Annotated in this window: 14 protein-coding genes; 5 read left to right on the top strand and 9 right to left on the bottom strand. The window is 60.9% G+C overall.

What is annotated here, in order from left to right; translation table 11 throughout:
• Nucleotides 1-57 precede the first annotated feature (57 nt).
• Nucleotides 58-1,098 (bottom strand): DMT family transporter, encoded by a 1,041-nt coding sequence (locus CS390_RS20500; RefSeq protein WP_099775774.1) that lies wholly within the window; start codon nt 1,096-1,098, stop codon nt 58-60.
• A gap of 104 nt (nt 1,099-1,202) precedes the next feature.
• Here CS390_RS20500 and chrA point away from each other — a divergent pair, with 104 nt between their 5' ends.
• Entirely contained in the window at nt 1,203-2,567 is a 1,365-nt protein-coding gene (chrA, locus tag CS390_RS20495; RefSeq protein ID WP_099775773.1) for a chromate efflux transporter, read from the top strand.
• Here chrA and CS390_RS20490 read toward each other — a convergent pair.
• From CS390_RS20490 to CS390_RS20480, 3 genes are all read right to left on the bottom strand, one after another.
• Entirely contained in the window at nt 2,550-3,563 is a 1,014-nt protein-coding gene (locus CS390_RS20490; RefSeq protein WP_157767161.1) for a diguanylate cyclase, read from the bottom strand. The genes chrA and CS390_RS20490 overlap by 18 nt on opposite strands.
• Before the next feature lie 332 nt (nt 3,564-3,895).
• A complete protein-coding gene (locus tag CS390_RS20485) occupies nt 3,896-4,915 on the bottom strand; it encodes an IS30 family transposase (RefSeq protein ID WP_099775771.1) in 1,020 nt (339 codons plus the stop codon).
• A 14-nt stretch (nt 4,916-4,929) separates the two neighbouring features.
• Nucleotides 4,930-5,556 (bottom strand): PDC sensor domain-containing protein, encoded by a 627-nt coding sequence (locus tag CS390_RS20480; RefSeq protein WP_099775770.1) that lies wholly within the window; start codon nt 5,554-5,556, stop codon nt 4,930-4,932.
• Between the two features lie 210 nt (nt 5,557-5,766).
• On the opposite strand from CS390_RS20480, the gene CS390_RS20475 reads away from it, so the two are divergent.
• The 3 genes from CS390_RS20475 to CS390_RS20465 all read left to right on the top strand — a co-directional run bounded on the left by CS390_RS20475 (nt 5,767) and on the right by CS390_RS20465 (nt 7,531).
• On the top strand, nt 5,767-6,105 hold the full coding sequence (locus CS390_RS20475; protein WP_065758808.1) for a hypothetical protein: 339 nt from the start codon (nt 5,767-5,769) through the stop codon (nt 6,103-6,105).
• 155 nt (nt 6,106-6,260) lie between these two features.
• On the top strand, nt 6,261-6,548 hold the full coding sequence (locus CS390_RS20470) for a DUF3077 domain-containing protein (RefSeq protein ID WP_099775769.1): 288 nt from the start codon (nt 6,261-6,263) through the stop codon (nt 6,546-6,548).
• 38 nt (nt 6,549-6,586) lie between these two features.
• A complete protein-coding gene (locus tag CS390_RS20465) occupies nt 6,587-7,531 on the top strand; it encodes an alpha/beta fold hydrolase (RefSeq protein WP_099775768.1) in 945 nt (314 codons plus the stop codon).
• A gap of 1,059 nt (nt 7,532-8,590) precedes the next feature.
• Here the strand turns inward: CS390_RS20465 and CS390_RS20460 are convergent.
• From CS390_RS20460 to CS390_RS20445, 4 genes are all read right to left on the bottom strand, one after another.
• Nucleotides 8,591-8,932, bottom strand: a complete 342-nt coding sequence (locus CS390_RS20460) for a HopJ type III effector protein (protein ID WP_099775767.1) — start codon at nt 8,930-8,932, stop codon at nt 8,591-8,593.
• Entirely contained in the window at nt 8,925-9,221 is a 297-nt protein-coding gene (locus CS390_RS20455; protein ID WP_099775766.1) for a DUF1244 domain-containing protein, read from the bottom strand. Before CS390_RS20455 ends, CS390_RS20460 begins: the two co-directional genes overlap by 8 nt.
• Nucleotides 9,222-9,257: 36 nt before the next feature.
• Entirely contained in the window at nt 9,258-9,953 is a 696-nt protein-coding gene (gene folM / locus CS390_RS20450) for a dihydromonapterin reductase (RefSeq protein WP_099775765.1), read from the bottom strand.
• Nucleotides 9,954-10,040: 87 nt separating this feature from the next.
• The gene (locus tag CS390_RS20445) at nt 10,041-10,616 is read right to left on the bottom strand and encodes an antibiotic biosynthesis monooxygenase (protein ID WP_099775764.1); all 576 of its coding nucleotides are present in this window, start codon (nt 10,614-10,616) and stop codon (nt 10,041-10,043) included.
• Between the two features lie 218 nt (nt 10,617-10,834).
• Between CS390_RS20445 and CS390_RS20440 the strand changes: the two genes are divergently transcribed.
• On the top strand, nt 10,835-11,785 hold the full coding sequence (locus CS390_RS20440) for a MerR family transcriptional regulator (protein ID WP_099775763.1): 951 nt from the start codon (nt 10,835-10,837) through the stop codon (nt 11,783-11,785).
• Between the two features lie 11 nt (nt 11,786-11,796).
• On the opposite strand, the gene CS390_RS20435 is transcribed toward CS390_RS20440, so the two are convergent.
• Nucleotides 11,797-12,405, bottom strand: a complete 609-nt coding sequence (locus CS390_RS20435; protein WP_099776782.1) for a hypothetical protein — start codon at nt 12,403-12,405, stop codon at nt 11,797-11,799.
• Nucleotides 12,406-12,442 lie beyond the last annotated feature (37 nt).

The following is a 12,442-nucleotide window of genomic DNA, read 5'->3' as shown; positions in this document are numbered from 1 at the left end:
TCGGGGGTACGCCGATCCTCGCACCCCAGACGACCCCATCAACAACCAGGCACACCCTCAATGTTTGTGCCGGTGATGGATATCGGGAAAGTGCGGGTGGCTGTGTCGGATCGGTGCGTGGTGGTGCAGGTGGTTGTGGGGTTCAGTGCCATCCCATTCGAAGTCGTGTTCATGTTGGTGATGCTCGTCATGGGTATGTCGATGGCTGTGCACCAGCGGTTCATGTTGATGCTCGTGTGCGTGGTTCTCGGTCAGGTGTATCCAGACACCCAGCGCCATCAGCGCGGCGGCGATCCAGAACAGCCATGACACCGACTCCCCAAGCATCAGGATCGAGAGGGCCGCGCCCAGAAAGGGCGCGGTTGAGAAATAGGCGCCGGTACGTGCGCTGCCGAGCCCACGCAGGGCCAGTACGAACAATACCAGGCTGACGCCATAGCCAAGGAACCCCACCAGCAAGGTAGGCAGCAGTGTGCTGATTGCCGGCAGTTGGGCGCCGATAGCCAATGCCAGCGCGCAGTTCACCACACCTGCGCTCAAGCCTTTGAGGCCTGCGATGAACACGGCGTCGGACGCTGAGACTTTGCGCGTCAGGTTGTTATCAATGGCCCAGCATAGGCAGGCGAACGCCACGGCCAGCGGGCCGGTCCAGTCATGGGCCGATGTGCTTTCCTGAGGCCAGGAGAGTACACAACCCCCCAGAACGATGACGATCATGCCGAGCACGATTCGACGATCAGCGTTCTCCTTGAACACGACCCAGGCCAGCAGGGCGGTCAGTACAGACTCCAGATTGAGCATCAGGGAGGCGGTCGCCCCTGAGGTACGTGTCAGGCCGTACATCAGCGCAATCGGCCCAAGTACGCCGCCGAATGCGATGGCGGCGAGCAGCCACGGCCATTCAGGGGCTGTCAGGCCGCTGCTGCGCCAGCCTCGGTCTCGAATGCACCGCACGAGGGTCAGGCCCAGGCCGCTACCCAGGTACAACAGCCCGGCCAACAGCACAGGAGAAAGGCCCACGCCCAGAAACTTGGCCAGTGGTGTGCTGGCGCCAAACAGGGCCGCTGCGGCCAGCGCGTACAAAACACTCACGTTCATTCGGGGGGAGCCTTCCACTTGAGCGGTTCAAGCGTTCATCATACGGCCTCACCCGAATGAATACCTTTACCGGGCCTTAATACGGGCAATCAGGGATCCTCAGTATGACGCACATCGCCCCGAAGGCTGCCGACACCCTAGCCGTACCGCCGCCGGTGAGTTTTTGGCACGCCTTCGTGTTTTGGCTCAAGATGGGCTTTATCAGCTTCGGCGGCCCGGCCGGGCAGATCGCGATCATGCACCAGGAGTTGGTCGAGCAGCGACGCTGGATTTCCGAGCGTCGGTTCCTGCATGCCCTGAACTACTGCATGTTGCTGCCCGGCCCCGAAGCTCAGCAACTGGCCACCTACATCGGCTGGCTGATGCACCGAACCTGGGGCGGGGTGATTGCCGGCGTACTGTTCGTGCTGCCGTCGCTGTTTATCTTGATTGGCCTGTCCTGGGTCTACATCGCCTTTGGTGACGTGCCGGTGGTGGCCGGGTTGTTCTATGGCATCAAGCCTGCCGTGACCGCCATCGTGATCCAGGCGGCTCACCGTATTGGCTCACGGGCACTGAAAAACAGCTGGCTGTGGGCGATTGCTGCGGCGTCCTTTGTCGCGATATTCGCCCTCAATGTGCCGTTCCCGTTGATTGTGCTGGGCGCCGCTGTGTTGGGTTACCTGGGCGGTCGTTTTGCGCCGGCCAGGTTCAGTAACGCCGGTGGGCATGCTGCAAGCCGGGCCGCCTATGGCCCCGCGCTGATCGACGATGAAACCCCTACACCCGCACATGCACGTTTCCGCTGGTCGCGTCTGGCGCAACTGTTGGTTGTTGGCGCGGTGCTGTGGGTAGTGCCAATGGGGGTGTTGACGGCGCTGTTTGGCTGGGGCGGTACCTTGACCCAGATGGGCTGGTTTTTCACCAAGGCTGCACTGCTGACCTTTGGTGGTGCCTACGCGGTGCTGCCCTACGTTTATCAAGGCGCGGTCGGCCACTATGGCTGGTTGAGCCCAACGCAGATGATCGATGGCCTGGCGCTGGGTGAGACCACCCCCGGGCCGTTGATCATGGTGGTGGCTTTTGTCGCCTTTGTGGGCGCTTACCTGCAGCAGGCGCTGGGGGGCGAGCACCTGTTCCTGGCCGGCGCGGTTGCCGCGTGCCTGGTCACCTGGTTCACCTTCCTGCCGTCGTTTCTGTTCATTCTGGCGGGTGGCCCGCTGGTGGAGTCGACGCACAACGTGCTGAAGTTCACCGCACCGTTAACCGCCATCACCGCGGCTGTCGTCGGGGTGATCCTCAACCTGGCGCTGTTCTTCGGTTATCACGTGCTCTGGCCCAAAGGCTTCAGCGGTGCGTTCGATGGGGTATCGGCGTTGATCGCCGTGTCGGCCGCAATTGCACTGTTCCGCTTCAAGCGCGGCGTGATACCGGTACTGATGGCGTGTGGGCTGGCCGGGGTGGTCGTGCAGTTACTGCGGCACGCATGACTGAACGGTGCCCTCAACGGCACTCGCGACCACGCGGTTGCGGCCCAACTGCTTGGCCTGGTACATCCGGTCGTCCGCCAGCTTCAGGGTTTCGGAGAGTTCTTTGGCGTCGTCCGGCCAGTGGGCGACCCCCAGGGAAATCGTGATGTGCCCAACAAGCGCCATGGGCGCTTGTTCAACGGCCACGCGCAGGCGCTCGGCAAAGTTGCCGGCGGCTTCAAGTGAGGTGCCAGGCAGCAGGATCAAAAACTCTTCGCCACCCACGCGGCATACGCTGTCCGCTTCGCGCGAATACTTCTGCATGATTTTCGAGAGCTGCACCAGGACCTTGTCGCCGGTGTCATGGCCATGGGTGTCGTTGACCCGCTTGAAGTGATCGATGTCGAGCACCACGACGGAGAAGGCGGTCTGCTCGCTGCGGTAGGTTTCCAGTACTTGGGCCATGGCCCGCCGGTTGAGCAGGCCCGTCAGCGGGTCGGTTTGCGCGTCCTTGTTCAACTTGCCGATCTTGCTTTGCAGCAAGGAGATGCCTAACAGCAAGGCGCGCTTGATCTGGGTTGACTCGAAGTACCAGGATTTTACCGCGCGGATCTTGCCCTGCGCTTCCGGGCTGTCCATGTTCTTGGCGCAGTCGGCCAGTTGCCCCAGCGGCGTCGAGATCAGCCGTGCCAGCCACCAGATGGCAAGCATTCCCAGCAGGCCAACCGGCAGAATGCCCTTGAGCATGTTGATCATCAGCGTGTTCAACGCCAGCAGCGATGTCTCGATCGGCTGCTGAGAAACGATGCCCCAATGCGCCGAGGTAATGGGCGCGTAGCCGGCCAGCATCTCGACATCGGCGGTGTTGATGACCTGGCTTTTTCCGCTTTCGCCACGAATCACGGCATCAATCACCGTGTTGGGGCCGACGGCCTCGCCGATCCGATTGGGGTCGGGGTGGTAGAGCAGCTTGCGGTTTTCATCGACGACGTAAATGTAGGAGCTGGGCGGCCTCAAGGAGCAAGTGCAACAGCTAGTTAAAAAATCGGAGCGCGCTAATTCCGAAATTGAACGAGATGCCGCCTCCGAAGCATCGCGATCGTTTGGCGTCTGAGCGAACTGAGCCATCCCGACTAAGCACGATTTTCTTCGCCAAGCCCCTGCCCAAAATCTCCTCCTCGGTCGCTGAAACTGCGGCTATACACAACCCCCCCGGCATCGCTTAAACAATGGCTATACAGAACCCCCCCAGCATCGACGATGTAGCGGCCTGAAATGGCACGATAGCCGCCCTCCTTATGGGGCATCCAGCAGGCTAGCCAAGCTGGGGGAGGGTTTGTTCTTAGCGGTCAATTTATCGTTGTAAGCTTATTGGTCGCTGAGAGCTGAAGATAATCTACTAGCACCTCAACTGGAAACTTCCAGCCCAGTGTCTGCCGAGGGCGGGTATTGAGCAAATCAGCTATTTCATCCAGTCGCGCCTGCGTCACTAGAGAGAGATCTGTGCCTTTCGGGAGATACTGACGCAACAATCCGTTCGTATTTTCATTACTACCGCGTTGCCAAGGCGAATGTGGATCGGCGAAATAAATTTTCATCCCCGTTCGCGCCGTGATTTCGGCATGGCGGGCCATTTCGCTACCTTGATCATGTGTCATGGTTTTTAGTAGTGATGGGGCCATCCGCGACATCTCCCTCACAATGGCTTCCGCCGCCGCTTCAGCGGTGGGGGCTTCAAGTTTGGCGAGGATTACATATCGGCTTGTGCGTTCGACCATTGTGGCGACGGCTGAGCGATTATTGGCCCCCATAATCAGATCACTCTCCCAATGCCCAGGTACCAGACGATCTGCAACTTCGGGAGGGCGTAGGTGAATACTCAGTTGTGCAGGATAGCGCTCTCGACGCACATTGCTCTGTGTTCGCTTAGGACGCTTGCCGTCTGCTTGACGTAGATAACTGATCAGCTGACGTTTCAGCTCTCCGCGTGGGTAGGCATAGATGGCGAGGTAGATAGTTTCGTGGCTCACATGTCGCTCGGGTTGGTCAGGCCAGATAGCGTGTAGTCTGCGGGCAATTTGTTGTGGTGACCAGCCAATGCGGAGCATTTCGACGACCACTTGAAACAGCTCAGAGTCTGGAGATAAACGCCGTTGACGACGAGGCATATGTCGAAGCTGTTGTGCCCTACTTGTGGCTTTGATGGCGTCATAGTGGGGCTGCTGGGGGTTGCGCTTGATCTCTCGACTAATGGTGCTGGGGTGACGCCCTAGCAACGCAGCAATAGTTCGTAGCGTCTGCCGTTGAAATAGCATCACCATGATGGTGACGCGCTCCTCGGTACTCAGGTGACTGTATTGGGTAGACATGGCAACACCTTACATCAGGTGTTGCACTTGCTCCTTGAGGCCGCCCTGTCGGTGTAGAAGTGGCTGCCCAGCAGGCTGTGCAGCATGCTCTTTTGCTTGAGGTAAATAGTGCCGCCGATAAACCCGAGGTAGACGCCTTGGTCGGAAAAAATCGGATGGGAAATGAACACCACCAAGTTGCCGGCGAACGAGACGAAGGGTTGGCTGATAAAGGGCTTCTGTTCAGTCAGTGCGCGCTGAGCATTCACCGAAGTAAGTGTACTTCCCACGATCTGAATCGTTTCAGGTGATATGGCTACAACTTTCCCCGTGGCATCGGCAACGGTTACCGAGTTGAAACTGTCGGTCTGGGATTTCAGGCGTTCAACTTCGTCTAGTGCTTGGCCAAGCCCGTCCGGCTTGCTCATCATGCGCGCGCTGTAGGCGAGTTGTTGTTGGGCCGAATGCAGGAATTGATCGGTACTGGCAGCCAGTTTCGCCGCATAAATACGGTTTGATTCGAGTGTGTTGTCGATCAACTGCTGGCGCTGAACGCGATAACTTGAATAGAGCGCGTTGCCTAGCGTAATAAGTGCAGTCGCAATCGCGAGAAGCAGTATTAAACCACGAAGGTCAATCTTGAAAAGCGACTTGCCACTCATCTAAAACGAACCGATATTTGCATTTGGGCGGCATTATCATACGGCATTTCACCCTCGCTTGGCCGTGGCTTTTTGTCTAAGTTGGCTGAGCATTTTTGCAATCTGTGCTTGTACCCATGCACTGTGCGCGCTCATTCTGGGCAGCGCCCGCGCCTGTTAACAGGTGCGGTGCGGGTCAATATTCCCTGCATTACCCAGGTGGCATATCGCATGAAAGAGGCAACGCAGCACTTGGCACTGTATGTTCGCGCGCTGCACGGCGCAGAAAGTACGGTGTGTGTTCGCGACTATACCGTCAGCTCAAACAGCACCGTGGACGAAGGGCTTGAGGTCAGGGAAGACACCCTGACTGCGACGTTTACCAACGGTGTGGTCATTCGGCGCACCCTTGAACAAGACCGCTTGCCGGTCAGTGCGGACACCTGCCCCGAGTGCTGGATCATCTATGAAGTGCTGGAGTGCCCGGTCGACCAGTTTACGGTTGCGCCCGCACACATGACCTTCAATTCGACGTGCCGCGAAACCTGGTGGATGACCTACCACAACTAGTGCCCGCGCGCAGGTGAAGCGCTTTCACGCACAGAGCCACGCTTTGCTGTTGCGTGCACCGGGGGCCGCCGGTATGGTTGCGCGGTCACGGTCAATCCCGTGACCGACCTTGGCCGGTCGAGAACGTTAGGTTCACCTCTAATCAAGGAGTTCCTATGCACACCTCCGATTCCCCTCCGATTACGACCGCACAAGGTGTGGTGTTCCATTGCACGGGCGATGCACACCAGCAGCGCGCGCTGTTCTGCGTGGTTGACGGTGTACCGATAGGCGATGCGCTGAGCAGCATTTCCGATTTGCTGGCCCCCGCGCGAGCGGCGGTGTATGCCGCTGCCATGGGTGAGCAGGTGCTGGCCGGAGACAGCGCCTGGCTGGTGCACCATAGCCTCGACAGCGCCAAAGCCGTGGTGGATGCCCTGATCGGCACGCTCAACCCGCCGTAAAGGTGCTAGCGTTGACCCCACTATAAAAAGGGGGGCGCATGTCGATCATCCTTCAGCAGCACCCGGCGCCGGTTGCCGGTGCCTCAGGCGAGGCGTTTCGTGAGCAGGCCGCCGATGGTTTCAGCCTCGGCGGTTTTACTTGGCGTCATGGCAAGGCCGATACCGCGCGGGCGGTGGTCATCATCAACGCGGCTACCTCGGTACGCTGCCGGTTCTACTTCCGTTTCGCCGAGTACCTGTTTGCCAATGGCTTCGATGTGATCGTCTACGACTACCGGGGCATCGGTGAGTCGCGGCCGGCGTCGATGCGCGGGTTTCAGGCGTCCTGGTCCGACTGGGGCGTACTGGATTTCGAGGCGATGCTGCAGCGGGCGATGCGTGTGTTTCCCGGTCAGCCCATTGATGTCATCGGCCACAGTTTTGGTGGGTGTGCCGCGGGGCTGGCGCCTTCGTCGGCGGTGATTCGGCATTTGGTCACGGTGGGGGCGCAATTTGCCTACTGGCGTGATTACGCGGCGGCCAGCCGTTGGCAACTGGTGTGCAAATGGCATGTGTTGATGCCGTTGCTGACACGGTTGTGTGGCTATTTTCCGGGCAAGCGGCTGGGCTGGCTGGAAGACACGCCGGCTGGCGTGGTGCGTGACTGGAGCCGATCCAGTGCGCGCTATGAAACGCGGCCCAGTGGTCAGGCGTTGGCCGAGTTGCACTTTGCCCGGGTAACGGCGAAAACCCTGGCCATCAGCCTGAGCGATGATCCGTTTGGTACCGTACCGGCGATTGAGCGTTTGCTGGCGTATTTCAAGGCCAGCCCACGGGTGCACCTGCGTATTGCCCCTGAAGATATCGACGAGGCGCAGGTAGGGCATTTTGCGTTTTTTCGTAGCCGCTACGAAGGGCGTTTATGGCCGATTGCGTTGGGGTGGTTGAAGCGTGGCGAACTGACCGCGTGCGCACCGGGGCGGGTGGTCCCGCCCTACGCCTGACATGCAGCCTGTAGGAGCCGGGCTTGCCCGCGATACAGACGCCGCTCAGCCACTGGCCCCCCGCTGACGCCATCGCAGGCAAGCCAGCTCCAACAGGGATTGTAGGAGCCGGGCTTGCCCGCGATGCAGACCCCGCGCAGCCACTGGCCCCCCGCCGACGCCATCGCAGGCAAGCCAGCTCCAACAGAACATGCAGCCTGTAGGAGCCGGGCTTGCCCGCGATACAGACGCCGCTCAGCCACTGGCACCCCGCTGACGCCATCGCAGGCAAGCCAGCTCCAACAGGGATTGTAGGAGCTGGGCTTGCCCGCGATGCAGACGCCGCGTATCCACTGGCACCGCGCCGACGCCATCGCAGGCAAGCCTGCTCCAACAGGGATTGTAGGAGCCGGGCTTGCCCGCGATGCAGACGCCGCGCAGCCACTGGTACCCCGCTGACGCCATCGTAGGCAAGCCAGCTCCAACAGGGATTGTAGGAGCCGGGCTTGCCCGCGATGCAGACGCCGCTCAGCCACTGGCACCGCGCTGACGCCATCGCAGGCAAGCCAGCTCCAACAGGGATTGTAGGAGCCGGGCTTGCCCGCGATGCAGGCGCCGCGCAGCCACTGGCACCGCGCTGACGCCATCGCAGGCAAGCCAGCTCCAACAGGGATTGTAGGAGCCGGGCTTGCCCGCGATGCAGGCGCCTCGTATCCACTGGCACCGCGCCGGGGCCATCGCAGGCAAGCCTGCTCCAACAGGGATTGTAGGAGCCGGGCTTGCCCGCGATGCGGGCGCCGCTCAGCCACTGGCACCCCGCTGACGCCATCGTAGGCAAGCCAGCTCCAACAGGGATTGTAGGAGCCGGGCTTGCCCGCGATGCAGGCGCCGCGCAGCCACTGGCACCGCGCCGGGGCCATCGCAGGCAAGCCAGCTCCAACAGGGATTGTAGGAGCCGGGCTTGCCCGCGATGCGGGCGCCGCGTATCCACTGGCACCGCGCCGGGGCCATCGCAGGCAAGCCTGCTCCTACAGGAAATGCAGTGTTCTGCGCATATCCCTGTGGGCTATGCCGTTTGGGTCAGGCTTTGCGCTTCAGCGGCTGTGCGCTGAATTTCACGCCCGCCAGGCCATGCTCGATCAGGGCACGAGTGTTGGCGTGGTCGGTGCCTTGTGGTGTAGCCACTACGCTGCGGTAGTGTTCGCCGAACGCCAGCAGCGCTTCCTGGTCGCTCAGGCCTTCCAGCAGGGCCAGGCCCAGGGTTTTGCACGAGCCTTCGTTCTGCCCGGCTGCGTTTTCGACGCCGCCATTGTTGAACGCCTGTGGCTGGTAGTCGTAGCCCGCCGCGATGAACGCCAGGGTGTCGGCAAAGACGTGTTCGCCGCTGTTGAGGCTGGCGCGCAGGGTGGTCAGGTCAGTCATGGGGTTTTCCTTTGGCAAACGCCGCCTGTTGTTCTGGGCTGGCTTCTTTCTGGTATTGGCTTTTCCACTCGGCATAAGGCATGCCGTACACCACTTCGCGGGCGTCATCCAGGCTGAGGTCGATCTGGCGCTCGTCGGCAGCAGCCTTGTACCACTTGGACAGGCAGTTACGGCAGAAGCCGGAGAGGTTCATCAGGTCGATGTTCTGCACGTCGGTACGCTTGCGCAGGTGTTCGACCAAGCGGCGAAAGGCCGCCGCTTCGAGTTCGAGTTGCTCTTGAGGCGTCATGGCTAGTCTCGTGAAGGTGTGGCGCAGTGGGTCAGTTTACCGCGATACGGCTTTTTTCAGGTGGCGACCACCGTTGATCACCACGCTGCTGCCCGTGCTGTACTGGCTCTCCAGCAGGAAGAGCACCGCGTCGATCAACGGTTGAGCCCCGGGCTCGAACTCCAGCAGGGCCTTTTTCAGGGTTTGCTGGCGGTACTCTTCGTCGCTGTTTTCCTTGAGGATCAGCAAGCCCGGAAGGATCGCGTTGACGCGTACGCGCGGTGCGTACTTTTCTGCAAAGGACAGCACCATGTTCTGCAGCGCCGCCTTGGTTGCGGCATAGCCAATATGGCTTTTGCTGCCGCGCGAGGAGGTTTCATCGCAGATATGGATGATGTCTGACTTGTCCAGCTTCAGCAGGTGTTCGCCCAGGGCCAGGTTGAGGTGGTAGGGCGCCTCTACATGCAACTTGAACATGGTATTGAGGTTGGCCAGGCTGTCGTCCAGCCACAGCGAGGCGTTGTGGATGATAGCGCGCAAGCCGTCGAAGTTGTCTTGCAGGAACTGGATCAGCGCCAGGCGATCTTGCTCGTCGCACAGGTCGGCCTGGAACTGGATGATGTTCGGGTGCGCGGCCTCTGGGCTCTTGCTACGGCTGGCGCTGACGACGGTATGGCCGGCTTGCGCAAGCCTCAGAGCCAGTGCCAGGCCAACACGTTGGCTGGCTCCGGTGACTAGAATTGGGCTGTTCATGTAAGGGCGGTCAACTTTTCTTACGTGTTCGCAGGGTTAGTGCCCAGCATACCCGAACTGCGCAGTGTTGCACGCGCCCTGAGCCGGCTAGCGGCTTTCCAGTGTGGGTGCCGTGGGCGCGGCGGGGTGTGTGCTGCTGGCGTTGAGCCAACCGGCCAGGCAACGGGTCGACAGTGGGATGAAGACGTAGACCATCATCGGCGTCAGGGCCAGGGTGCTGAGCAGCACGCGCGGCAGCAGGCTCAGCTCGGCGAGCCAGTGGCCGAACAGCAGGTTGAAGGCCAGCGATACCGGGAAGAACGCCAGCCAGATCGCCACGGCTTGTTTCCAGCGGGGTGGGCGCTGTGCGGCATTGCTGCCAAACCAGCCGTCGATACCACTGACACGGTGTTCCGACGGTTGTTGAAACAGGCCGTTGCCACGGGCGAGCCATGCCGTGCGTGAGGCCGAGTGCTCCCAGGCATGCAGGGTTTTTTCGTCGGCAAAGCGAAAGATGATCTGGAATTCATCGTCTTGTGGCGGCGGGGCCAGCACGCCCGAACCCAGATAACCGGGAAAGTCGGTGGCCAGTTGTTCGCCTTCACGTAACCAGGCGATCAGGTCCTGGTAGCGGCCATTGGCAACGCGGCGCGCCACCATCAAGGTAACGGGTGGGGTAGACATCGTGTATCTCCTGGCTTTATGGAGGCGGCGGGTAGCCGCGCCCATGGAACGCTGCCCGGGGTGGTGGGCAGCGTTTGAACACAAGCAAGGATTATTCCGTAAATGGGCTGGCGCGTCAGTGCTGATCTACGCCGGGTGGGTTCAGATCGGTCTTGTGCCTTGGCGGCAATAGCGGAGTAGAATGGCCTCCACCTTCTGAAAATGCGGCTGTCCCGGCGATGACTGAATCCGCTCATCCCTCCCTGAGCTCCACTGCCCTCGATCACGAGGAGCTGTTTCCTATCCGTGAGGTGTCCCGATTAACCGGTATCAACCCGGTGACGTTGCGTGCCTGGGAGCGCCGTTATGGGTTGATCCAGCCAACACGCACCGAAAGTGGGCATCGGCTGTATTCCCAGGCCGATATTGACGAGGTCCGTAATATCCTCGGCTGGATCGAACGCGGTGTGGCGGTGAGCAAGGTTGGTAGCCTGCTTGCCAAGAGCCAGGTCATCAAGGCACAGACGCTGCAGGTACCACCACAAGGCGTGCAGAGCGATTGGGCGCAGTGGCAGGTTCAGTTGCGCCAAGCGGTCCGCTCGTTCGATGAGCGCCAGCTTGAGCAAGTGTATGGGCAGGTGTTTGCCAGTTATCCGCTGGTGGTGGTGTTCCAGGACATTCTGATGCCCGTGTGGCAGGAACTGCGTACGGCCCAGGAGGTGTTTGGCCAGCTTAGCGAGTGGCTGTTCCTCGACGGTTTCCTGCGGGCCCGCGCCTTGCAACGTTTGCAGTTGGCGCGTGAGCAGCAAGAGCTCCATGTCGTGCTGGCGGCAATCCCCGGGCAATGCCGTGAGCTGGAGCTGTTGGTGGCCGCGTTGTTGCTAGGCAGCAGCGAGGTCGCCGTGAGCGTGCTGTCGCTGGGGCAACCGCTGGAGGAGTTGAGCCTGGTGTGCGAGCGCATCAAGCCTCATGCCCTGGTGTTGTTTTCCAATCATCCACCGGCGGCTGATCTGCCCAAGCGTCTGGCGCGCCTGGCATTGGGCCTGGAGTGCCCGCTGTTGTTCGCCGGCGAAGCCGCAGACCTCGCCCAAGACCTGTTGATCGGCTCGCAGGTGGCGTGTCTGGGCAGTGAAGGGCGGTTGATGCGCAGGCGGCTGCAGCAGTACCTGGCGGGGCACCTCGATACCTGAAGGTGCGGCCTTCAGGCCGCGTGCACATCCGGATGCGCGCGGCGGTGTTGTTGCAGAATGTACTCGCGCAGGCGCTCGGTCTCGGCAGAATGGCGCTGGCTCAGGCGATAGGCTGCAAGGCCGTCAGCCGCACGCCGTTGCAGGGTGCCCTCAAGTGCAATGGGTGCCTCTGCGTTCCCGGGGTTGAACCACAGCGAGAATCGCGCAGGTGGCTCTGGCTGGCGCACTTCAAGCAGTACCCCTTTGAACGATATCTCCCGTACCCATAGATCCGTGCTCAGGCCCATGTCGTCTTCCAGCGCAACCGGCGTGTCCAGGGTCAGGCGCCAGGGGCGTACCATCGGCCCGTCTTCGTAGATGCTCGGCGCGCCCACTTGCAGGTGCGTGGCGTGGAACTCGTCTTCGACCAGTTGCAGGGGAAAACTCATCTGGTGGTTTTCGAACTGCGCTTGCAGGGTGACCTGTTCGTGGGCGATCAGGCGGGTCAGCAGGTTCTTGAGTTGGCTGTCGCTGTTGAGCAGCAGGCTGGCGGTCGCATCCGCCACATCGAACTGCGGCGAATGTTGCATGTTCTGAATGAAGTCCAGCTCATCCTGGGTGAGTAGGGCGTCTGTTTGCATGGTCAAACCCGGAAATCTTGATCGGTCTACGAGGCGG

Source organism: Pseudomonas sp. HLS-6 (genome assembly GCF_002753995.1).
GTDB lineage: Bacteria > Pseudomonadota > Gammaproteobacteria > Pseudomonadales > Pseudomonadaceae > Aquipseudomonas > Aquipseudomonas defluvii.
The sequence above is the reverse complement of the archived record's forward strand: the minus strand, read 5'-3'. Positions and strand labels throughout refer to the sequence as shown.